This is a genomic window from Roseofilum reptotaenium CS-1145 (genome assembly GCF_028330985.1).
GTDB classification, from domain to species: domain Bacteria; phylum Cyanobacteriota; class Cyanobacteriia; order Cyanobacteriales; family Desertifilaceae; genus Roseofilum; species Roseofilum reptotaenium.
In genome coordinates, this window is the sequence record NZ_JAQMUE010000074.1 from 48,592 (window position 1) to 71,493 (window position 22,902).

Sequence of the window (22,902 nt, forward strand, 5' to 3'; positions counted from 1 at the left end):
GCTTGCATTGTATCCGTTGTCTTAGGCCCACAGAGCAATTTTCATCGAAATGACTCGCCAACCCCACGATCAATTTGCCAAAGCCTACCTGAAAGAACTCCTCGAACCCCTAGGAACTGTGGAAGTTAGCCGCGAAATTCCAGGGGAAACCTTGCACATTGACCTCTTTTTCCAGCCCTCCCCGGAACCTCCCAGCAATCCTCCACCCTTGGGTTTACTGGCTCAACTGGCTTCTACGCCTTGCCTGTGGGAACCCTTTCGCAACTGTCCCAGTAAACGAGAAATTAGCAGTTGTGTCCTTAAACTGCTGTACATCCATGGCGAATTCTACCGTCAAGCCAAGCGAGATACACAACCGATAGAGACCCAAACCTTACCTACCCTGTGGATTTTAACCCCCACTGTATCGGAAAGAGTCTTAGATCTTTGTGGCGCTCACTCAGACGCAGAAAACTGGTGTACCGGAGTTTACCGGTTTGCTGAGATTTTCCACACCGGAATCATCGCGATTAACCAACTCCCAGAAACCCCAGAAACCCTCTGGTTAAGACTGTTGGGAAAAGGGGGAACCCAGAAAAGAGCGATCGAACAAGTGCTAGAACTGCCAGAAAATGATCCACAACGGCGTAATATCCTAGAACTCATTGGGATATGGCGAATTAATGTACAAGCTAAGATAGATCTCAATCCCGAAGACCAGGAGTTAGTTATGGAATTATCACCGGCTTACTTAAAATGGCGAGAAGATACAGTACGAGAAGGTATTCGACAAGGAATACAAGAAGGTATTCAACAAGGGATACAAGAAGGTGTTCAACAGGCTAAACGAGTAACCATTGAAACGTTATTAAGAACGCGGTTTGGTTCTTTGGATGAGGAGTTAGGGGGAATGATAGACAGCATGATGGAACGGTCTCTAGAAGAGTTGATTCCAGTCTGTATGCAAGAATCTCGTGAGGAGATGTTAGCCCGGTTTAGTCCAGAGAATTAATGTCCTTGTGTTCCCAGAAGCTGGGTTTCTTAAAGAAACCCGGCTTCTAGCTGGCGTATCGTAGATGGTAAACTACAGAGACACAGAGAAGGAGGGCGGGTTTAGGAAATTGACTCGTAGGTATTCTAGTTAATGGTAAAACCCGCCCCTACAAATCCATTGTTTCGGCTGTCGCCGACATGAAAATTATTAATTGTCAATTGTTAATTCATAAGGACTATGCATGTATTGATTCCAGCAGCAGGGATGGGCAAGCGGATGGGGAGCGATCGCAATAAGCTCTTATTAACCGTATTGGGCGATCCTTTACTCGCTTGGACGCTACGAGCAGCAGAAGCAGCGGAAACTGTTGAGTGGATTGGCATTATGGGACAACCGACGGATTTTCCGGCGTTTGAGGAGATTATCGGCGGCTTAGGCTTGCAAAAACCCGTCCATTTGATTGTGGGGGGTTCGACGCGCCAAGAATCGGTTTACAACGGCCTACAGGCGCTGCCAGAGGGCGCTGAGAGGGTTTTGATCCATGATGGGGCCCGGTGTTTGGTGACTCCGGAGCTATTCGACCGGTGTGCGATCGCTCTTCAAGAGTGCGAGGGGTTAATTGCGGCTGTGCCTGTCAAAGATACCATTAAGGTGGTCAATACCGAGCATTGGATTGAAAGTACCCCCAACCGCGCCGATCTTTGGGCTGCCCAAACGCCCCAAGGGTTTGCAGTAGACGCAATTAAAGACTGCCATGAAAAGGGACGCGCCAAGGGCTGGGAAGTCACCGATGATGCAGCTTTATTTGAGCAATGCCAGTTACCAGTAAAAATTGTCAGGGGAGAAGAAACGAATATTAAAGTAACGACTCCCATTGATTTGGCGATCGCCGAGCGTATTCTGCAACAGCGATCAACCGATCTCTAACCACTAGGATCGGCAGAAAAAAGAGGCTCTTACCCCATCAAAATCACGGTATCTATCACATGGATAATGCCATTGCTGGCTTCAATATCTGGCGCTAAAACCGTGGCATTTTTCACTTCAAAAATTTCACCACAGCGAATGGGAATGGGGGAACCTTCCAGAGAGGTCACACTTCCGAGATCCTTTAATTCATCAGTTGTATAGCGTCCAGCAACCACATGATAGGTCAGGATACGCTGAAGTTGGGGAATATTCTGCACCAAACTCTCTACGGTTCCCGGTAATAATTTGGCAAAAGCATCATCATTGGGGGCAAAAACCGTGAGGGGGCCAGGTTGTTGGAGTGCTTCAACTAACCCAGCCACTTTAACGGCTGTGACGAGGGTGGAGAAGGCATCATTACTGACTGCAATTTCAACAATGTTGGGCATTTTTTCGGGAATGGGGAAAACTTGGTTTCTAGGGGTTGGGGCAATTAACGATAATCTTGGCTTTGGATATCGGGTAAACGAGCTTCTGGGCGGAGGAAGCGATCCATTTGGGCTTCAAAGAATTGGCGATTTTTTAATAAGTGTTCGGGGTTAGGATCGTCTAAGGGATAGAGTAGGGCAACTCTTAAAGCTTGAATAACCGCAGAGGTAACATTATACATCGATCGCTGGAAGGTAATTCCCAACTGAATCAGCATATCATCTTCTCCTCGACAGTATTTTTGGTAATACTCTTCTAAATAAGGAGGGAGGAAATGGAGCATATCTTGCATTAAAAGAGTTGGGGGAATGCCTGCGGTTCCCACCGGGAAAACATCGGCGTAGAGAATGCCATAGTGAAAGTCTTTTTGCTCTTCGGGAACTTGTTTAGCTTGGGCGTTGTAGGACTTGGTTCCTCGGAAGGGCGCAGTACGGTAAAACACGGCTTCTACATAGGGTAAAGCCGCTTCATAGAGCCACATAAACCCTTTAGATTTGGGAATAATTTCATAACATTCATCACCAATATAGACATGGTGATAAATGGGTCGTCCGGCAGCAATGAAGATACCATTAACCAGGAAATTCATAGCATCGGGGACCGTTTTGAACTCTCCGGCATCATAAAGATCGCTCATTTCAAAAAACACGGGAGCCATGACTTCCCAGAATAAGCCCAAGTTAGCGTAGTAGGAGAGTTCGCGCACCTTTTCGTAGAACATTTGCGGGAAGAGCTTATAGAGTCCCAACATCAAGGGATTGCCCTTAAAATAAGCTTTAATGGCCTTATCACAGTTGGCGAGATATTCCTCACTCTCCAGATAGTCATAAAACTGACCCCCCATTCCCTGATGCCAGAGCATGGCACGCATACAGGCTTCGGCAAACTCCATGTTTACGCGATCGTGCCAGAGATGATGGAAAATTTTTGGGAGTTTTTTCTTCAGTTCTCCCTTGTCCATAAATTCCAATAATTCCGGGTGAGCGCTGGCTTCTCCTTTTTGCCAAACTCGAAAATCTGCGGTGTCTCCGGCATAGTGATTGGGGAGATCTAAATACTCTTGGGGTAAGAAGTATTTAAAGAAGGGTAAAGGGTCAAGAAAAACGCGCTCGGCAATATAGAGTAAATCTCGCCAATAGAAATCCATCGGCACGGCATAGGCTTTATAAATGCCGATAATTTGCATTAGGTTTTCCGGGGTATCCGGTAACATGGAACCACCGGCTTCTAGACGATGGATGACTTCGGCGTATTTGTGGGTTGAAGGCGGAATTTTTGTGGTTGATGACTCTAGGGTTTCAGGCATAGTTTTACTAGGGAACAAGGAATAGGGATTGCTAACCTGTTAAGGCTGTGTGCATTTTGTCAAGTTCTAAGCGCGAGCAAGTTAAACCCATTGGCTAACACACTATATATATAGTAGGGTGGGCAGGGCAACATTTGTATAGGAATAGGCAATGGGAAATATTGTTAAATATCCAAATAACTGCTGCTGCTCTGGTCGGTATGCAAATCAATCCCTGTGATGGCAATGGAACTGTGACCTAACGGGACTCAAACAAAAAAATGCAAAATGAGAGTATAACCATTATCGGAGAGTTATTCCACGTCGGTGTTGCCCAGATGAAAGAGAGTACCCCATCTGCTATGCCCTCTGGGAAGCCACTCAAATCAATAACCGTCGTTCTCCAGAGATTTTACCAAACCGTCAGTCAATCAACTACTGAAACTACCTCTAGGCGACAATTGACTGATAGAAAAGTTCCAAGTAAGAGCAAGACAAAGAAAAGCGTTTTAAGTTCTTCATCTACTCCTGTTCAGATGTCTTACTCCAAAGAGAATAAACTATATTAGAGTAAGTTGGAGGACAAGATCATGAAAATTCTATTAACCCCTGAGTTAGAACGACTGATTGAAAATCAAATTGATACTGGTCAGTATGCTTCCCCTAGTGATGTGATTTTAGCAGGAGTCAAGCTCTTAGAAGAAATTAACCGAATCTACCAAGGACGGTATGCCCAACTACGAAAAGAAGTGCAAATAGGAGTAGAAGCGGCAGATAGGGGTGAGTTACTAGATGCAGAAACAGTATTCAAGCATCTGGAGCAGAAATTAAGCGCTAAACGTGATCGATACTGATGAATTATGAATCTAATTTGTCGCTTTACCATTCCAGCCAGTCGAGATTTAGAAGCCATCCTAGATTACATTGCCGAATATCAGAGTATTGATGCTGCTGAGAAGCTAATGGAGCGTGTTAACCAAACTTGCCAGAGACTCGCTCAGTTTCCGGGGTTAGGGAAACGACGAGATGAACTTTGGCCGGACTCGCGCAGTTTTCCCGTTAATAACTATCTGATATTTTATCGGGCGATCGCCTCTAGTGGGGCGCAGCCCATCGCCGAGGGAGTGGAAATTTTAAGGATTGTCAGTGGGTATCGAGACCTAAAAGCCTTATTTGAAATTGATGAGTGAAATCTTTATACCCTTGAGCAAAATCACTGGAGATTCCTTTCTAGAAATCGACAAAAATTGTCTGTTTTAATTGTTAAATCTGAGCATCATATTTACGCCTACGAATTGGACGAGTTTCGTAACGTCTTGTGTCTTCTAGCTCCTTCAGAAGTTCAAGATCTTTCTTGAGTTCTTCTTCAATTAACTCAAGCAGGCGACTCACAACTTACCTCTGCTTCACTGCGATCGCAAGAACAAGCTTAGTAGGGTGGACAGGGCAAGAGGTGTAGAAGTTGAATATGATCGCTTCGCTACTCCTCCTGCCCACCGTACAGGCTACCCGCTAGTCATCATATTCTTCATCATCATGATACCGAATGTCTACCACTGTGCCATCGGCATAGGTGAGGGAAAAGGCATCAAATTCTCCATCATCGAATTCTCCGGCGACTGTGATTTCATCTCCGATATTGAGATTCAAGTCTTGCGACGAACGGGGGCCAGCATCGACGACTATGGTTCCGGTGGAATCTTGGAGAATAAACTCGTTTTCATCGGCTTCTCCCCAACCAATAATTGTGCCAGAAATAGTGGTATTTTCCTCTCGATTTAAGTTGCTAATAGAGGTGTTTTGAGCCTGGGTTACTCCAGAGACAGTGAGGGAAATGGGGAGGGCTAAAATAGCCGCAATTAATGTTCCTAAAGTTGTTAATTTCATAGTCGAGATCTCCTCTACAAGGGTAAATTTTGGGCAATTTCAATCCGAGCAGGTTGATGCAGTTCAGCGACGATGCGGTTGGTGGTTGGTTCCATCCAGCGCAATAGGAAATTGGGTTGAATGCCTAAAAAGAGGATAATGACGGTTAGCACTAAGGCTGGCCATTGTTCGCTCAGGGTAACGCGGGCATAATAAGCGCGAGAATTATCTAATTTACCGAAACAAGTGCGGTTAATTAAGATGACGAAATAGACGGCTGTTAATCCTGAAGAGAGGATGCACAGTAGGGTAGGAATGGGGAAGGTAGCAAAACTGCCTTGAAAGACGATAAATTCAGCCGCAAATCCAACTAGACCAGGGATACCAGCACTAGCCATTCCGGCTAAAATCAGGAGGGCACTGGTGAGAGGTAGGCCGCGAATGGGGTTCATTAAGCCGTTGAGAACGTCGAGATCGCGGGTGCCGGTGGTTTGTTCGACGATACCAACGAGGAAGAAGAGGAGGGCGAGAATTAAGCCGTGGGCAATCATTTGCGCGATCGCCCCCAAAACACTCAATTCAGTCCCTGCCGCCCCTGCAACCAGGATATACCCCATGTGACCAATCGAACTATAGGCGACCATGCGTTTAATGTCCCGTTGGGCGATCGCACTTAAGGCTCCATAAATGACGCTGACTGTCCCAATAATGGCTAACCCTGGGGCAATGGTTTCCCAACCTACAGGAAACAGTTGCAGTCCAAAGCGCAATAAGCCATAGGTTCCCAACTTAGAGAAAATCCCACCGAGCAGTACCGTGGTACTGGGGGAGGCTTCAACGTAAGTATCTGGCATCCAGGTATGGAGGGGAACTAGGGGAGTTTTAATACCAAATCCAATCAGGAGTGCAGTTAAGAGAAGGATTTGGGTAATCAGATCCAGGCTATTGATGTCTAGATCGCTAAACTCAAAACTACCCGAGTCACCCAGGAAGACAAGTCCTAAGAATCCTACGATTACCATTAAGCCGGAAACGGCGGTATAGAGGAGAAACTTGGTTGAAGCATAACCCCGTTTTTCTCCTCCCCAAATGGCAATGAGTAGGTAAAAAGGAATCAGTTCTAATTCATAGAAGATGATAAATAAGAGCAGGTTTTGCGCCATTAGAGCGCCGGCAATTCCACCGTTAATCAGTAAGATCAGGCTGTCATGAAGACGAGAGCGTTCGAGATCTTTACGGTTGGTGTAGAGGGAAATGAGGGTTAAAAGGCCATTGAGAACCAGCAGAGGCAAGGAGAGACCATCAACACCGACACTATAGTTTAGACCCAGGGGTTGAATCCAAGTATGGAATTCACTAAATTGGACTGCGCTCAGTTCTGGTGGGTTGAGGTCAAATAATTTGAGTAAATAGAGACTCCAACCGAAACTGGCAAGACTGGCAATAGTGGCGATCGCCCGACTCGATTGGGGTTTAGGATAGAGGAAAATGGCGATCGCGCCTAATAAGGGAATCAGGAGTAAGGCAGATAGCATAGGGAGAGTTGATTAAGGGAAAGCAGAAATTAGGGGATAAACGAGTAATAATCCAAAGAGAATGGTGCCCATAAGAATCGAGAGGGCATAAAACTGTACTTGTCCCGTAGTGTTGTATTTTAAACCTTCACCACTGGCGATGGTGAACAGACCGATCAAATTCACTGCACCATCGACTAAGATGCGATCGAACCAATCAATAAATTTGGCCAGAAATCCCACAATAGCGATGACCGTTACTTTATAGAGTTGGGCAGTGTAGAAATCGTAGGCAAAGAAATCTTGAATTCCTGGAACAGGAAGTTTAATGGGTTTGGGGATTCGGTCGCCAACATAGAGGAATAAGGCAATCCCAGCACCGATTATAGTCGAGCCAATTAGCAATAAAGAGGCGGGTTGTGTCACTAAACTCAGAGTAGGTAATAGTCCTAAAACGGCTAATAATTGGGGTAAATGGAGGGCAACACCGAGTAAAACCATCATCGGTAAAACGAGTGCCCATAATCCTTCTGGCGATCGCTTTGTCCAATCTGTAATGGAACCCGTAAATAGTTGTCCGAACACCCGCGCTAAACTACAGGCGGTTAATCCATTTACCAATAACAAAACGGTTAATAAAGTTGGGGATAACCCATTGGCAATTTCTGCAAGTCCCCAGAAACATCCGAGGGGAGGAACCGCTACTAATGAGAGAGCGCCGACTACATAGCAAATACCAGAAATGGGACGACGAGACCACAATCCACCCAGTTGAGTAATATCCTGGGCAATATTGTTTAGGATAATACCGCCTACCGCCATTAACATCAGCGCCATGGCGATCGCATAGGTCAACAGCAGCATTAACGCTCCTTGACTGTTTCCAGTCCCCACCGCGATAAACACAATGCCTAAATAACTACTGGTGGCATAAGAAAATACACGTTTAATGTCCACTTGAGCTAAGGCGATCGCCGCACAACTAACGGCAGTAAACGCCCCCACCGCAATTTCTGTATTCACCACAAAGGGCGATAACTCCAAAACCGGCTGCATCTTAATTAACACCCAAGCCCCGGTAGAAACCACGACCGCATTTCGGAGTACCGTTGCTGGCATCGGCCCTTCCATTGCCTCATCCAACCACAGTTGTAGGGGGAATTGGGCACATTTCCCCAACGGTCCAGCCAGCAGTGCTAAACCCAATAAAGTGGCGACTGTCGGATTCAACTCTACCGTATTCGCCCAAACGGTTAATTCATCATAATTCCAGGTTCCGGCCAGGGGGTAAAGAGCAACTACACCCATGAGTAAAACTAAGTCACCGACTCGCTTGGTCAGAAACCCATCCCTTGCACCCGTCACCACCAGAGACTGATTAAACCAGAAGCCAATCAGCAGGTAAGTTCCCAAGGTGAGGATTTCCAACATCACGTAGCTGAAAAATAAGGAGTTGGCGAGCATGAGAACCGCCATCCCTGCCTCAAAAACAGCCAGCAGAGCATAGAATCGGGGCCAACCCCAATCCATTTCCATATAGCCAATGGCATAGATTTGGGTGAGAATATTCAAGCCCAAAATCACCACTAATGCACCGACCGTGGTGGCTGAAACTTCAACATCAAAAGTAATATCCAGATTAGCGGCATGGAGCCAATTGAGGGAATAGTGAGTGGGCGCACCCCACACTTCCCGTAAACCGAGGAGACTATGGATAAAAGCCGCCAATGTCATTAATAAGTTAATATAACCAGCCGGTCGAGGGCCGGTTCGCCGAATCAAACCCGGTGACCAAGGAATTGTCATTAATAGACCGAGGATGGCATAAGCCGGGACTAACCAAATCGTTTGACTGAAGGTGTTCATGGGTGAGTCAATCATCCATTGGGGAGGAAAAGAGGAGCTAGACTTAAGCAATCCAAGTAGGATTACTTCTTGCCTCATTATTTTAGATGTTGCATTGCTAAAAGTCTATACCTTAAGCTGGATTGTAAAATGTTCTCGATCAAAAAACAAACGCGATCGAGCTGTGGCGATCGCCCCTTTCATCAGGGGTCAGAATGCTTATGTGCGATCGGTAGCGGATTTATAAGCATCACTTACACTCAATATAAGTGAGTCGATTCGAGACACCAACGGCGCTCTTTGCAACTCTCTTTGAGATTTTCCCTTCCCCAAGCCCCACATAACCCTTGCAGTTGTTGAGACTTACCCTTTCTTAAATGAGACAAGAGGACTCAGGACACTAAGCACTTTACCTTCAAACCCTAATGCTAGTTGACTCAAATTCAGAGTTGTTGCATTCAGTAATACAAGCAAAAATAAAGTTATAAAAAATGCTTTAATTTTATGTTATCCCCAATGGGGTTGAAGTGCTTTTTAAAGTTGATTATAGTAGTGCGTGGGGTTTGTGATGAAGATGCTAATTGCGATCAAACCCCATCTGCTTCTTCTTTTCAAGCTTCTTATCCTGTACTGAGAAGTGGGAAAACCTAGTTTCCCTATTCCCGATTCCCTAGCTGGCTAAGGATTTACCAATCACCTGAACCTTTCCTCGTTGTACTCCTCTTAGGATGCGACAAGCGGCTTTGTGTTCTTCGGTTCCAACTCCAAAGGTTTGGGACATGACTTGCAAGAAGAAGAATTCTTCGGCAGAGATTGCATTCATGGCTCCGACTGAAGCAAACAGATGTGAGATGTAGTCAGATAGTCTTTCTTTTGTGGATAGCATGGTATTCTTCCTCATTTCTTATGTTTTTATTGTCTTCAAAATTTTCTATTTAATGGGTGACACCCCTCATCGTGGAGGATGATCTTCATACGAGCTGAACTGTGATGGTAATTGAGCCGCCTTGGCGACGCAGATCACGGTCAGGCGATCGCGTCGCTTCTCTGCTTCTCTATCTCAGTTGGTTACCAAATCAGAGCCAGAGCGATAAGCTGTGGGTGAAATCTTCCGGTTTGTGAGTATGCGTAAACTAAGTCTCATTGCGTTGGGCCTATCATTGAGTCTAGGATTTGCCCTCAGCCCCCTTATGTCCCAACCCTCAGCAACAGCCCAAAATCGAACGGCTAGAGGTCTGGTGATTAAGCCGAGTGCCTATAGCGTCGAAGAAACAGAGAAACGCTTCATTCAAGTCCTTGAATCGAATGGGTTGAATGTTTTTACGACTGTCGATCATACCCAGAACGCTGCGAATGCTAATTTAGAGCTACCGCCTACCCGTGTGGTGATTTTCGGTAACCCTATGGCTGGAACGCCACTCATGCGGTGTCAGCAAAGCATCGGTATTGACTTGCCGCAGAAGCTGCTGATTTTTCAAGATGAGCAGGGCGTAAAAATTGCCTATAATGATCCGCGCTACCTCAGCCAACGACATGCCCTAGAGGGTTGTGGGGCGCAGGTTATTAATAAGATTGCTGAAGCACTCAATGGATTAACAGAACAAGCAATTAACCCCTAGATGTACGCGATCGCCATCACGGTAGAGACAAGGCACACCTTGTCTCTACAGCTTGTAATTATAGCGCTGCGCGGTATGGTACTTACAAGTTATAGGGATTCTCTCTTCTATGGAGTACAGCTTGAAGCCTTAGAGCCTAAGCAATACAAGCTATCGCCATTCGTGCCTATTCCCTATTCCCTATTCCCTATTCCCTATTCCCTAGCGCGCAGCGCTATAATTCAACGGACTTGATATCACCGTCACGACCAGTGATTTGTTGGAAGTTAAAAATTCTCTTTTATCCACATAAACATGACTTCGTCATTTGGACTCCATGATGCCAATGCATGGAAACCATCATTGCCACGATTTTTATCAGGAAACTCAGGAGTCGAATAGACCATAGATCCTTCATAAATCTTGGGTTCCCACCAATACGGGCCTTGTAGAAAAAAATTACTTTCCTCAGTTAATCCGGTTTTTGGCTCTAGACCTAAGTCTGACATCAATGAAAAAAATTGTTCTTCATCCAATTTTGCTTTCCAGAGCCATTCCGAGTCTATAAAAGATGCTTTATAGTAGTATTTGGAATCTTCAAGCGGTGAGATTTTTTCAACTGCTTTCTCCACAGAATATAATTCTGGAATCCCGCTCCTTTTGGGTGGAAAATCGACTAACCTAGAAACTCCAAGAGACAAAGCCACGACCACAAAAGATATCCAGCAGATCTTAGCAATTCGGCTACGGGTAGTTGAGCAGAGTAAGTCGATTGGTGTCCGGAATTTCGATCTGCCAACCAAGTTGTAGAGTACAATCGTGATTCCCGTCGTCACAAGAGGCCACCATAATACACCAGAGGGTGAAGCAACAATAAAAAAAGCAACAATAAAAAAAGACCAGGGTTGTAGAAGAAGGGCAGGAAGAGATATAGAACCTATTGCCGCCCCTAAAAAAATATCTCTGTAGATTATTCCCATCAGGAAACCCAACTGAAAAACAAATGCCGCCAAGTAATTGATCGCTAGCAGCAAAATTATTTTTCCCGCTATTTTTTTCATTCTTTTCTTTTAACTATTGTTTCGTCTAAAATAGTGCATTAGCTGCAATTCGTTGTAGGGGTTTAGCCCTAAAATGTTCGGAGCGCTAAAGTGCAACAACGGAGGAAATCTAATGCATGAGGGTATGGGTTTATTTCTCCCCCTCTCCCCTATTCCCTCACCTTCTGCCAGAAGTCTATGACTCAACCAGCACTGCGTCCCCACAAGGCTAACCCACTGCCCCGCCCGCGAGCAGCAATCAACTTATCTTGGACTAAAAAATAGTTGAAAAACGCCAGTTCGCGGATGGGCGCACCATAAAATCGGGCATTGCGATTTTCTCCGTTGCGAATCAGAGTAGAAAATAAGACTTTATCGAAGAACTTGATTTGCATGGTGGTAAAGTCAAAAGCTAGCAGGGAATTAGACTTTAACCGTTTAGCCGGCCCAAAAACCACTAGAGTAAACAAACCAATTTGAATCCGGTTCTCTACTTCCCCCGCTTCAAATTTCTCTTGATCGATACCTTCTAAATCAGCCAACGGACGATACACCAATTGAATCGGAATCAATCGCAGTAAGGTCTGCGCTAACCTCATCTGCGTTAAATTGAGCGATCGCCCCTGTTTTTCCCCCGTGATCCAACATAAGCGCCAAGCTCCGCTCAGTTGCTCGAAGCCATAGGGCGTTTTCTCCCTTTTCGCCAACTTTTCCCAAGCCAACAGTTCCTCTACTACTTCCCCCGCAGGAGGAGCCACCACTTGGGGATTAAACATAGATGCTACTGTTTGTTCCAATACCGCCAAATTCGCCATGTTCATTACCCGGTTTATCGATTCAATCTTATAAAGCCTTTCTCTTTTATGGCAAACTGAAGAAAAGCCTGCTAAATCAATCGATCCATCCCCTAGGCAAATATCACCAGGAGATCTCGTAGACTGATGAGCCAAAAACCCATCCTTCTTTGGTATCGTAACGATCTACGATCGCACGATCATGAACCCCTAAACCAAGCCCTGAAAACCGGCGCTGTGGTGATTCCTGTATATTGTTTTGACTCTCGTTGGTTACAGAACACCTCTTTTGGGTTTTCCAAGATGGGGGTTTTTCGAGCTAAGTTTCTCCTGGAAAGTGTTGCTAATTTGCGCCAAACCTTAAGAGATCTAGGGAGCGATCTGATTATCCGCCAAGGCTTACCGGAAAACGTGATTGCCCAGTTAGCCATAACCCTAAACGTCAGTGCCCTTTATTATCATCAGGAAGTCACAGCAGAAGAAAAGTTAGTAGAAACTGAACTCAATAAAGCCTTAAGCCAACATCAGATTAGTACCCAGGGCTTTTGGGGGTCTACATTGTACCACCCTGAAGACTTACCTTGGGCGATCGCCGAGATCCCCGAAGTCTTTACCTCCTATCGGAAACCCGTTGAAAAAAGCTCTAGGGTACGTCCTACCCTTCCGACTCCTGATGCTCTTCCACCCTTACCGAATTCCCTTAACCTCGATCTGGGAACTCTCCCCAGCTTAGAAGAGTGGGGACTAGAACACCCCCGCTCCGATCCAAGAGCCGTTTTATTTTTCAGGGGTGGAGAAAAAGCAGGACTACAACGGATACAAGATTATATTTGGCAGGGCAATCATTTAGAACATTATAAAAAAACTCGCAATCAAATGTTAGGGGCAGATGGCTCCTCTAAATTTTCTCCCTGGTTAACCTTCGGTTGTCTATCTCCCCGTTTGATTCATGAAGAAGTGCAAAACTATGAATCGGAACGAATCAAAAATGAATCGACTTATTGGCTAATTTTTGAACTCATGTGGCGCGATTATTTTCGCTTCATTTGTGCCAAACATGGGAATAAAATTTTTTACGCTTCTGGACTGCAAGGATTATCTTTACCCTGGAAACAGGATTGGAAACAATTTGAACGCTGGCAACAGGGAATTACCGGATTTCCTTTAGTAGATGCCAATATGAGAGAGTTATCCACCACTGGGTTTATGTCGAATCGAGGTCGGCAAAATGTCGCCAGTTTTCTGACCAAAAATTTGGGTATGGATTGGCGCATGGGCGCGGAATGGTTTGAATCGTGTTTAATCGATTATGATCCCTGTAGCAATTGGGGAAATTGGAATTATTTGGCAGGAGTTGGCAATGATGGACGTGGATTCCGCTATTTTAATATTGCTAAACAATCTCAAGAGTATGATCCTAAAGGACAATATGTTAAGCATTGGTTGCCTGAATTAGCCCATGTTCCACCGACTAAAATTCATCAACCGTGGAAGTTATTAGCAGTGGAACAAAAACGGTTTGGTGTGCAGATGGGGGTGGATTATCCTTTACCGATGGTCGATTTAAGTGAATCGATGCAAATGAATCGCCATATTTATGAGATTACTAAATCTTAGGGAATAGGGAGTAATAGAATTGCCTTCATCTGCGTGTCTGGAGTTGCCCGCGTCTGGAGCGTCCCCCTATCCCCGTATCAACCCTTACTCAAGATAGTGGAGAGTATATCTTTCATAAATCTTTGGTTAAAGATCCGTATTTTCACAGGATTAATTAATCACATGATAGAATCCCCCTATACGCTTTAAGTTTCTTTCAACCTCAATTCAGTATTCTCGACAATTTACGGAAATGGATGATTTAAATTATTCTGAGAGATACGTGTGCTTCTAAAGGATATCATCCCGCTTCTCATGAGAGGGTGATATCAAAAAAGACAAACAACAACAGACAGAGTTTTAGCAGAATTAATCATGACCTACAAGACGACAACTCAGTTCCTTGGAACATTAACGACTCTCGGTTTAGCTACACTCTTTACCTCCCCTGCACAAGCAGCCTCTTTAGGAGGAACGTTCAGCGTTTTCCTCGATTGTAACAATGATGGCATGGCCCACCAGAGAAACCAAAACATCAATGGTTGGCAATTCACTCAAGATGCAGTTGGAGATAATACAGACGGCCCGCTATACGACATGCGAGGAATGGCTACTACGGTAACCAACGATGGGAAAGTCGTTGTGGTGATGACTGGGAACACAAGCATTAATGGCGAAGGACGCGATCGCAGTAGCAACGCGATCGCTTGGGGTGACCTCTTCTTCACTTCTGGTAAGCAAACCTTTGAAGAAGCTCAAAACGCCGGTAAGCTCTTTGCGATTCACTTCTCCCAAGCCAATGATTCTAATGCTCCTGAAGTCGGTGTTTACAATAGTGTGACCGCTCAAGGGGTAGGCATGCACAACTTTGGTCACCGCACCTATAGCAACTACATGGATTTGGTGGACTCTGATGTCACCAACTTCTTTGGAGATATCCAATCCAATGAGCTAGGTGGGAATAACCCCTACTACAACCTCACTGGGCCAGGATACAATGTGATGGCTCAAGGAACTCGTGCCTACAATGATGGATTTTCCTTTGTTGACAGCACTCGTTTGAGTGATTTAGGATTTGATGCTTCTGGATTTGATCATGCAGGAGAACACCTCATTGCCTTTGAATTCAATCTCAAGGCTTTGACCCAACCGCTCCCTCTAGATGAGCAAGCCGAACAACTAGGTGTGGAATGGATTTGGGATGATGACTTCCAGACCATCAAGGATGAGTATAATCGTCTCCAGGCTGAACAAAAGCGGATCTGGAATAAAGAAATTAAAGACCATCACGAAGAGAACAAAGAGATTCGGACAGGAACTCCTGGTTTCAATGAAATCTGGGCTAATCGACAAGCCGCTTTAAACGTCAGAAATGCAGCGAATAAAATTCAAAAGCAGGTTAAGTTGATTTCTAAAACAGAAGGGCAGATTGCCGAGTTGAATGAGAGAGAAGCCAACGATCCCACCTGGAACACCAAAGACGAGAAATACCGCAAGTTCCTCCAGGATGAGATTAAGAACGCCAACAAGGAAATCCAGAAGATTAATGAGAAGTACGGAACAGAGGCTTTAGCCACAGCTCAGGATGACTGGAAAACGGCAAACCGTGCTTATGGCAACCTGATTAATCAAATCCGTGCAGATAACCCTAGATATGTAGACAATGAAGAAGCGATGGTAGAACCGACTGCACGTCGCAAAGCAGCGATCGCCGAACGCAATGTGCAAAAACAAAAGCGTAAAGATTTAGAGCGGGAGATTCAAGACATTCTTGCCGGTATGCGCCAGGAGATTGTTGCACAAGCTGAGGCCAAAGAACAGGTCTTGGAGGAAAAATATGGAGTACGGACTTCAGCGAGCGATCGCACCGTCACCACCGTCTCTGAGTTTGAAGATCCCGTTGATGTACCCGAACCCTCTGTTCTGGCTGGTTTAATGTTATTTGGCTTAGGCTACGGCAGTACTCAACTGCTCAGAAGAAAGCAAGGTTAAGATTGTCCGAATCTCAATTAACCCAGCAGATTGATTTCATCCCCCCTTCATATGGATTGTGAAGGGGGGTGTTGATTTTATAGAGCAATAGAAAAATACTCAGCAGATGACAACCAGCTTAAATATAAGGCTGGGTTTAGCTTTGAACTGCCTTATCTCCCCTTGAAGGAGTAAACATGAGATAAAATATAGACATTTATGTCTCACTTAAGTTAATATAGTCTCATAGACAACCCAACCTTCTCGAAAAGTTGGGTTCAGCGATTACAAGCAAGGGAGGTTATCAAAAAAACAAGAATTGAGCCTGGTAACACCAGTCGCGTTGCAGTAGAAGGATTAACCGAAAAGTTCCTTTTGCTCAATCCGCTCATCAACAACGACAGTTCAAGAACCGTTGCAAAAAAGGTCAATTAGCGCCATTCATCGGTGCATCCCAAGAAATGGAGATCCCAATCATAACGGAATTATCCAAAGTTTTCCTCTAGAAAATTTAAACTAAAGGAGAGGGCAAGAAAATGAAAGTTTATTTAATTAAAGCATCCGCAGGAAGCGACTTTTCCAAGTACAAAGCCGAAACTGGAGGCCCGCCGCAAAATATTTTTTCTACAGCAGCCGCAACACCTGCATGGATTGACATTGAAATGACAGATGAGACGATTGGCATGAAAACCAATTTTAATTCCCAGGCAGACCTAGTTGCAATTTTCATGTCTACACCCGATGCATTGAGAGCCTACGAAATAGCCGATCGATTCCGTGCCCAGGGCAAAGCGATTGTACTGGGAGGACTGCATACAAAATTTATGCCTGTTGAAGCCGCAAAGTACGCAGATACGCTTTTAATTGGGGAATCAGAAGAAATTTGGGAACAACTGCTGCAAGATTATCAGGACGGTCGATTAGAAAAACAATACAAGCGGGAAACTCCTTTCGACCTGTCAAAAGTCAACCCTTATCCGATTGATATCATTCCCCCTTCTCGATATCATTATACTTGGTCAGTTCTCGTTTCGAGAGGATGCCCAATGCATTGTGATTTTTGTTTGGTTCATGAATTCTTTGATCAATTTCAGTTGAGACCGGTAGAGCAAATTGTTGCAGAAGTAAAAAGGCTCAAAAAGCTTGGAGTTCAATGGGTAGAACTGCATTCTGACAATTTAACCGCAAACCGGAAATATGCCCTAAAATTATTCAAAGCTTTGGCTCCTTTGAACATGAATTTTTATGGAGAAACAACGATCTTAATCGCTAGAGATGAAGAACTCTTGCAAGCAGCGAAAGAAGGTGGGGTAAAAGCTTTACTATTTGGGATTGAAACGCCGTCAGAAGCTGTGTTAAAAGCCCAAGGAAAGAGCTTTGTGAAGCCGGCACGGATCAAAGAGTATGTCCAAAAGGTCAAAAGTTATGGAATAGAAGTCTGGGGTGACTTTCTTTTTGGTCTGGATGAGGAAGAGAAAGAGATTTTTCAAGAAGCACGATACTTTATCGAAGAGATAGGAATAGATAAGGCAATTCCCCATTTGATGATTCCTTTCCCTGGTTCAAAGACATTTGAAAAACTGGATTGTGAAGGGAGAATTTTAACTAAGGACTGGTCAAAATATGATGGTACACATGCCGTATATCAACCCCAAAACATGACTCCTGAAGAACTCGAAAATGGCCTGTACTGGCTTTGGGTAGAGCAAAGTTGGGGCTGGGCAAGTGCCTTGAATGCAACCCGAAACCTAATGAGTTCTATCAAAAATCACTTGTTTAACCCTACTTCATAGACATTGTTGATTGGGAAGTTTGGATAGCAGTTAACTGAGGAAATTTTGTCTGCAATGACACTATAGCAGAGAAGGATTTTTTTAGGACAGTGAAGTTATTGTTTTAGGCAATAGGCAGTAGGTAATAGAGCAATAAAAAATGTCCTCACTCTTCCTTTCTCTGCTATACCCGTTAAACCTATAACTTTTGTTTCAATTCCGGTATCTGTATGTTCGTGTTGTCTCTTATTCGTCAGACTTTATAAGGGGTGTACCTATAGTATTTAGGCCGAGAATCTAAGCGAATATGGAGCCAGGAAACCCCCATGCCAGCCGTATTTAACCAAATTGGTGAAACGGGCGATCGCCTCAATTGAGCCACCATTTCTCCAGCTATAGTTGCCCATAATTCGTGCTGTTGAGACTCTGGAACCTCTCGCACAAAGGAAGCTAAATGAACATAACTTGAGTTAGGACCAATTGGACAAGGCACAATTAAACGAGCATCCTTGCCCAAATTGGGAAAACTAACCACTGTTTCCCCAACAGAGACTGAATCAAAATAGGTCTTAAAGGCATCTGGATCGGGAGAACGGCATAAACTCGGTTGATTAATCAGTACATATTCAAAGATGCGATCCAGAGTTTGGGAAGTACAAGGAGGCATTTCCCAGCGAAAGGCAGAAAAGCGGCAATCAGCAAGTATATAACTATAAAATAAGCGAAAGTCAGGGTTATCTTGCCACAGTTGCAAGACTTCTTGAACGTGCAGATAATCCTTGCCGGTACGGATACGATATTGGACAATCTGACCGACTTGTATTTCCTTAGCTTCAATCTCCCACATCATACGATTATCTCATCGGATTACTTGTTTAGAAGATTTGATGCATACTCTCAACGACTTGTTCAATAAAATCAACTGCATCATTAACTATTATTGCATCAATCGGCCAGCGATTACCGATACCAAAACTCAGATCAATGTCAGGTTTATGGGCAATTTTATTGCGTCGATCCACAATTAAGCTGAGTGGTTGTTTCACATCTTTTGCCGATCGCCTTTAATATCACCTACAAGAATTACAGCGCTTTGCGCTGCTATGAGGGACAGTATTGAATCCTTAAAGCCATATACCACAACCCTATTCCCTAGCGCAAAGCGCTATATGTTGTTACGGTCTAAGACTGGAATTGTTTTTTGAGAAATACTTTCTTGTATTTTCTCGGCCTAGGTTTTAAGAGCTGCCGTTTCCTTGTTGTTTCTTATGCGATAATTTTAGACCATGATTCCTACTATCTTGGGAGACAAAAATTGAGAAGCTAGAATTAAAACGGTTGTAAGCTTAAGATTTTCTTATTTTTTGAAACAAGGGCTTTCTTGCGATCGCCCCAACCCTTATCATTAACGGGTCGGTCTAGAAAAAGTTGACATGCCTAACGCTAATCCTCGTCAAGTTGCATTTTCAATTCTCAAGGAAATTGATCGCCACGACACTTATACCGATGTAGCCTTAAATCGGGGCTTGAATGGGGCACAACTGGCAATGGTAGACCGGGGTTTGGTCACAGAATTGGTGTATGGGGTCGTGCGACGCAAGCGATCGCTCGATGCGCTGATCGGTCAATTTGCTCGTAAACCGATTGAGCAGCAACCGGCGGATTTACGGTTAATTTTCTATTTAGGCTTGTATCAACTGCGGTATCTGAATCAAATTCCAGCTCCTGCGGTGGTGCATACGACGGTGGAGTTGGCAAAAAATAATGGTTTACGAGGCTTATCTGGAGTGGTAAATGGAGTATTACGACAGTATACGAGGTTACCTGGCGATCCCCTGAAGTTACCCGATCCAGTTGCCCAACGTTTGGCAATTCTCCATAGTTATCCCGACTGGATCGTGGAAAAATGGTTAACCCAACTCGGGGAAACGGAAACGGAACAGTTATGTGAGTGGTTTAACCATCCTCCCCATCTGGATCTGCGGGTGAATATTCATAAAACTTCGGTGGAAGCAGTCGAAAAGGCTTTCCAGGACTCGGATATTCCGGTGGAGCGACTGCCCTATTCTCCCCAAGGGTTGAGATTATTGAAAAAAGTAGGAGCGGTGCAGCAGTTACCCGGTTTTGAGCAAGGATGGTGGAGCATCCAAGATGGTAGCGCCCAACTGGTGGGGTATTTGCTCGATCCACAACCCGGAGAAGTGGCGATCGATGGGTGTGCTGCTCCTGGAGGCAAAACCACCCATTTAGCCGAATTAATGGGCGATCGCGGCACAATTTGGGGATGCGATCGCCAAGGTTCGCGCTTGAAAAAGGTAAACCAAAATGCCCAACGTCTGGATTTACACTCAATTAAAACCCGTGTGGGGGATCTGCGCGAGATTGAAGATTTTTCCCAAAAAGGCGATCGCGTCTTAGTTGATGTTCCCTGTTCCGGGTTAGGGACACTCCACCGTCATGCCGATGCCCGGTGGCGACAGTCTCCAGAGTCCATTGAACAGCTATCGATGCTACAACAGGAACTGTTGACAAAAGCCGCATCTTGGGTGAAACCTGGGGGACTTTTGGTCTACTCCACTTGTACCCTCGACCCCCAGGAAAATGAGCAGGTGATTAGCCTCTTTTTAGACCAGAACCCCCAGTGGAAGATTTCTCCCGTGCGATCGCCGGAACCCTTAGCTCATTTGTCTACCCCTGAAGGCTGGATTAAGATTTGGCCTCACCGTCATCAGATGGATGGCTTTTTTATGGTGCGTCTCCAACTCACGTAGAGCGCTACGCACTAGAGGAGAACAAAGCTTTAAGAGTCCGTTTTGTCTTTATTCATGTCGGGAATATAATCGGGTTTTTCTGCATCTTCCCATCCTGCGGGGCGCTTAGAGTTGTACCAGGCGATCGAACCGATCGCCACCGCAGCAATAAATCCAACCACATAAACCAGGGTAAAGGCGAGAGGAAACGATCCAGCTTCCATGAGGATTAACATACGATGAAGTCCTGTTTTAAAAGTCATCTTTCAGGATATAGCGGTTTCGGCAATTGATCGCCCAAACCACTAATTTATAATCCTTTCAACTATCTATCAGACCGGATTGTAAGAGCGAACAGCCGTTCACTCTTACAGCTATCGCAGTGAATGAGTTGGTTAGGACAGTTAGGTTATGGTTTTAGGCAATAGGCAATAGAAAATGTCCTAACTCTCCTTTTTTCTGCTATATCATAAGCTACCCGATCAAACGCTAAAACCCGACGTACCAAAAGCTATTGCCTTGTCCCTCTTGCGTTTATCGAGTAGTCCCACACGAGACAGGCCTTAAATTGCGTTTATTTCCCTCAAACCCATCCGAAACCCAACCGGAGACTGGGGAAATGATAGAAACCCAAGATCGCCCGGTACTATCCATTCGAGCTGTTGTCGATCGCAGCATGACCAAAGTTCCTGGAGTTAAAGTCTCAACAACCGTCCCTGCTTCCGTAGGTACAGAGCGCACATTGAGACCATCATCAACTAAAGGGGTAACTCGATGACATAAACTCGTGCTGGGTTGAGCCAGAGCAGTTGAGGTACGACTCGGTAGAGCAGGAACTCTTGAAGAGGACTCTTCACACTCCTTTAAGCGCCCTTGTTGAATAAATCCCGGACGGGGTTCTAGTACCGTACGCCATCCATCTACTAACTCTGTTGTCATCACAACAGATTCATCAGGAAGAACACTTCTAATCGGTTTAGATCCGGTAGAAGGGTCTTGATAAATAAATGTACCCACACTAGCACAGAGGGTAATTTTTTCCGTTGTACAGAGTTTGAGGTCTCTAGTACGGACAAAACCTACAGTTGGCTCAGTGATAGCGATCCATCCATTTTGTACGTTTCCCCCTAAGATCACCCGATCGTTGACTTGAAGGGCACGAATTTTGCCCGAATCATCACTAGGTTCGTAGTGGATGAAAGTTCCCCGACCAGCAGCCCGACATTCTCCGGTAATATCTTCAGCCTGGGACACATAGGATGGTATTGGAGAGGCGATCGCTGGTAGCGATCGACCTGGAAAATGAGCCATCATTAATCCGAAAACGACTAACCCATGAAGGCCGTATTTCATACTGCTATACTCCTCAAGTAATCTGAATCCTGAGCAAGCTATGACCCACTGCTGTTGGAGTGCGATCTTCTGCCCTTTAGTCTTTTCAGTTAAGGATATATCATCAAATCCCCTTTGATCCGGTTCTTTATTCCGGAGTCAGAAATGGTAAAGTAGAACCTGAACTAGCATAGTCAGTTGTCCACCTTTGTATTTTTTTTGTCTAGCTTCAGTTATCCCAAATACTCCTATGAAGCTCAAATCTACAGTTACAGCCTTGATATTGTCCTTATTGGCGGTTGGGGCAACCGCCCAAATCAAGAGCAATCAAACTCAAACCTTTGCTTGTGGCGCTTCCCGTGATGGTATTCCCACAACGCTTGCTCTCGTTCCTAGAGGAAATATTCCCATTATTCGCTGGGTTTCTGAATATTTTACGCCTTTTGGCTACGATCCTCAGACTCGATGCGAACAAGTTTCCAATCGCCTACAAACCTACCAGGAACAGGGAATTGCTAATTTTATCACTACGGGTATTCAAGATGGTCTGGATGTCATTTGTGTCTCTAGTGTCTTGGGAGGACCCTGTACAGGACTCCTGTTTACCCTCCAACCAGGAGAGAGTGCAAGTCGTGTCATTCAGGATTTATTTGATGTCGGTCAATATGGTTTAAATCCTTTATTACAAGGGTCAAATACGGATCAAATCTATATTGATTTAAACCAACTCATGGATCAAGCTACCGTAGAAAATGATTCAGTAAATTCTCGTTAGTCAGAGCTAAAAAATATTCTTAGGAACCGAGATCGGTTCTTTTTTTGTCTTTTCTCTATTGAACTAACTCCCTAATTTTTGTTCGCAAACTTGAATTGATCCATTTTTCTCGCTACACTAATTAATAAACTCAACACAACCGTAGCTAGTGTTTAAACTGCCCTTGTGTTAAGTGTTCTTTCTTCCTCACTACTGTTGTTCACTTACTCAATTGGCTCAGTGCTTTTTTATACTTAATAGCTCAATTAAATGACACCAAAGACCCAACTCAACCTTGATGGGTGATTTAGATTCAATCCCTCGGTTTCAAGGGAGCAACATGTAATTTTTTGCACTCAAAAATGAGGACTACTGAAAGAATAATTCACGAGTAATGCTCTGATGATCCGGACA

Annotated in this window: 23 protein-coding genes and 1 pseudogene; 11 read left to right on the top strand and 13 right to left on the bottom strand. The window is 44.7% G+C overall.

Annotated elements, in window-relative coordinates; translation table 11 throughout:
* Positions 1-49: 49 nt before the first annotated feature.
* Complete coding sequence (locus tag PN466_RS12740; RefSeq protein ID WP_271940014.1) at positions 50-991, top strand: hypothetical protein; 942 nt, start codon at positions 50-52, stop codon at positions 989-991.
* Positions 992-1,210: 219 nt separating this feature from the next.
* On the top strand, positions 1,211-1,900 hold the full coding sequence (ispD, locus tag PN466_RS12745; protein ID WP_271940015.1) for a 2-C-methyl-D-erythritol 4-phosphate cytidylyltransferase: 690 nt from the start codon (positions 1,211-1,213) through the stop codon (positions 1,898-1,900).
* Positions 1,901-1,929: 29 nt separating this feature from the next.
* On the opposite strand, the gene PN466_RS12750 is transcribed toward ispD, so the two are convergent.
* Together PN466_RS12750 and PN466_RS12755 are read right to left on the bottom strand one after the other, a co-directional pair.
* Positions 1,930-2,331: a fasciclin domain-containing protein gene (locus tag PN466_RS12750; RefSeq protein ID WP_271940016.1), complete on the bottom strand. Its 402-nt coding sequence runs from the start codon at positions 2,329-2,331 to the stop codon at positions 1,930-1,932.
* A 44-nt stretch (positions 2,332-2,375) separates the two neighbouring features.
* Entirely contained in the window at positions 2,376-3,677 is a 1,302-nt protein-coding gene (locus PN466_RS12755) for a CO2 hydration protein (RefSeq protein ID WP_271940017.1), read from the bottom strand.
* Positions 3,678-4,246: 569 nt separating this feature from the next.
* Between PN466_RS12755 and PN466_RS12760 the strand changes: the two genes are divergently transcribed.
* Both PN466_RS12760 and PN466_RS12765 read left to right on the top strand, forming a co-directional pair.
* Positions 4,247-4,510, top strand: coding sequence for a ribbon-helix-helix domain-containing protein (locus tag PN466_RS12760; protein WP_271940018.1), 264 nt, complete (start codon positions 4,247-4,249; stop codon positions 4,508-4,510).
* A 6-nt stretch (positions 4,511-4,516) separates the two neighbouring features.
* Positions 4,517-4,846, top strand: a complete 330-nt coding sequence (locus PN466_RS12765) for a type II toxin-antitoxin system RelE/ParE family toxin (RefSeq protein ID WP_271940019.1) — start codon at positions 4,517-4,519, stop codon at positions 4,844-4,846.
* Between the two features lie 73 nt (positions 4,847-4,919).
* Here the strand turns inward: PN466_RS12765 and PN466_RS12770 are convergent, their stop codons facing one another.
* From PN466_RS12770 to PN466_RS12785, 4 genes are all read right to left on the bottom strand, one after another.
* Positions 4,920-5,048 carry a hypothetical protein gene (locus PN466_RS12770; protein ID WP_271940020.1) on the bottom strand — a complete coding sequence of 43 codons (129 nt, stop codon included), beginning with the start codon at positions 5,046-5,048 and terminating at the stop codon, positions 4,920-4,922.
* 120 nt (positions 5,049-5,168) lie between these two features.
* Positions 5,169-5,543 (bottom strand): DNA-binding protein, encoded by a 375-nt coding sequence (locus tag PN466_RS12775; RefSeq protein ID WP_271940021.1) that lies wholly within the window; start codon positions 5,541-5,543, stop codon positions 5,169-5,171.
* A 14-nt stretch (positions 5,544-5,557) separates the two neighbouring features.
* Positions 5,558-7,057 carry an NADH-quinone oxidoreductase subunit M gene (locus PN466_RS12780; RefSeq protein ID WP_271940022.1) on the bottom strand — a complete coding sequence of 500 codons (1,500 nt, stop codon included), beginning with the start codon at positions 7,055-7,057 and terminating at the stop codon, positions 5,558-5,560.
* A 12-nt stretch (positions 7,058-7,069) separates the two neighbouring features.
* Positions 7,070-8,902, bottom strand: coding sequence for an NAD(P)H-quinone oxidoreductase subunit F (locus PN466_RS12785; RefSeq protein WP_271940023.1), 1,833 nt, complete (start codon positions 8,900-8,902; stop codon positions 7,070-7,072).
* Here PN466_RS12785 and PN466_RS12790 point away from each other — a divergent pair.
* Positions 8,901-9,128 (top strand): hypothetical protein, encoded by a 228-nt coding sequence (locus PN466_RS12790; protein WP_271940024.1) that lies wholly within the window; start codon positions 8,901-8,903, stop codon positions 9,126-9,128. The genes PN466_RS12785 and PN466_RS12790 overlap by 2 nt on opposite strands.
* 423 nt (positions 9,129-9,551) lie before the next feature.
* Here PN466_RS12790 and PN466_RS12795 read toward each other — a convergent pair whose 3' ends face one another.
* On the bottom strand, positions 9,552-9,767 hold the full coding sequence (locus PN466_RS12795) for a hypothetical protein (protein WP_271940025.1): 216 nt from the start codon (positions 9,765-9,767) through the stop codon (positions 9,552-9,554).
* Between the two features lie 304 nt (positions 9,768-10,071).
* Between PN466_RS12795 and PN466_RS12800 the strand changes: the two genes are divergently transcribed.
* Positions 10,072-10,500: a DUF302 domain-containing protein gene (locus tag PN466_RS12800; RefSeq protein ID WP_271940026.1), complete on the top strand. Its 429-nt coding sequence runs from the start codon at positions 10,072-10,074 to the stop codon at positions 10,498-10,500.
* Positions 10,501-10,766: 266 nt separating this feature from the next.
* Here PN466_RS12800 and PN466_RS12805 read toward each other — a convergent pair whose 3' ends face one another.
* Positions 10,767-11,540 (bottom strand): hypothetical protein, encoded by a 774-nt coding sequence (locus tag PN466_RS12805; protein WP_271940027.1) that lies wholly within the window; start codon positions 11,538-11,540, stop codon positions 10,767-10,769.
* A 182-nt stretch (positions 11,541-11,722) separates the two neighbouring features.
* Positions 11,723-12,340, bottom strand: a complete 618-nt coding sequence (locus PN466_RS12810; protein WP_271940028.1) for a hypothetical protein — start codon at positions 12,338-12,340, stop codon at positions 11,723-11,725.
* Positions 12,341-12,460: 120 nt separating this feature from the next.
* Here PN466_RS12810 and PN466_RS12815 point away from each other — a divergent pair, with 120 nt between their 5' ends.
* The 3 genes from PN466_RS12815 to PN466_RS12825 all read left to right on the top strand — a co-directional run bounded on the left by PN466_RS12815 (position 12,461) and on the right by PN466_RS12825 (position 17,673).
* The gene (locus tag PN466_RS12815; protein WP_271940029.1) at positions 12,461-13,930 is read left to right on the top strand and encodes a DASH family cryptochrome; all 1,470 of its coding nucleotides are present in this window, start codon (positions 12,461-12,463) and stop codon (positions 13,928-13,930) included.
* A 354-nt stretch (positions 13,931-14,284) separates the two neighbouring features.
* On the top strand, positions 14,285-15,901 hold the full coding sequence (locus PN466_RS12820; RefSeq protein WP_271940030.1) for an XDD3 family exosortase-dependent surface protein: 1,617 nt from the start codon (positions 14,285-14,287) through the stop codon (positions 15,899-15,901).
* A gap of 515 nt (positions 15,902-16,416) precedes the next feature.
* On the top strand, positions 16,417-17,673 hold the full coding sequence (locus PN466_RS12825) for a B12-binding domain-containing radical SAM protein (RefSeq protein ID WP_271940031.1): 1,257 nt from the start codon (positions 16,417-16,419) through the stop codon (positions 17,671-17,673).
* Between the two features lie 232 nt (positions 17,674-17,905).
* Here PN466_RS12825 and PN466_RS12830 read toward each other — a convergent pair whose 3' ends face one another.
* Entirely contained in the window at positions 17,906-18,502 is a 597-nt protein-coding gene (locus PN466_RS12830; protein ID WP_271940032.1) for a DUF6940 family protein, read from the bottom strand.
* 25 nt (positions 18,503-18,527) lie between these two features.
* A pseudogene (locus PN466_RS12835) lies at positions 18,528-18,713 on the bottom strand (HEPN domain-containing protein); the annotation flags it as partial.
* A gap of 372 nt (positions 18,714-19,085) precedes the next feature.
* Between PN466_RS12835 and PN466_RS12840 the strand changes: the two are divergent.
* A complete protein-coding gene (locus PN466_RS12840) occupies positions 19,086-20,423 on the top strand; it encodes a 16S rRNA (cytosine(967)-C(5))-methyltransferase (protein WP_271940034.1) in 1,338 nt (445 codons plus the stop codon).
* Positions 20,424-20,452: 29 nt separating this feature from the next.
* Here the strand turns inward: PN466_RS12840 and psb35 are convergent, their stop codons facing one another.
* Together psb35 and PN466_RS12850 are read right to left on the bottom strand one after the other, a co-directional pair.
* The gene (psb35, locus tag PN466_RS12845; protein ID WP_271940138.1) at positions 20,453-20,638 is read right to left on the bottom strand and encodes a photosystem II assembly protein Psb35; all 186 of its coding nucleotides are present in this window, start codon (positions 20,636-20,638) and stop codon (positions 20,453-20,455) included.
* Between the two features lie 298 nt (positions 20,639-20,936).
* Positions 20,937-21,755: an SH3 domain-containing protein gene (locus PN466_RS12850; protein ID WP_271940035.1), complete on the bottom strand. Its 819-nt coding sequence runs from the start codon at positions 21,753-21,755 to the stop codon at positions 20,937-20,939.
* A 229-nt stretch (positions 21,756-21,984) separates the two neighbouring features.
* Here PN466_RS12850 and PN466_RS12855 point away from each other — a divergent pair, with 229 nt between their 5' ends.
* A complete protein-coding gene (locus PN466_RS12855) occupies positions 21,985-22,509 on the top strand; it encodes a COP23 domain-containing protein (protein ID WP_271940036.1) in 525 nt (174 codons plus the stop codon).
* Positions 22,510-22,902: the final 393 nt, after the last annotated feature.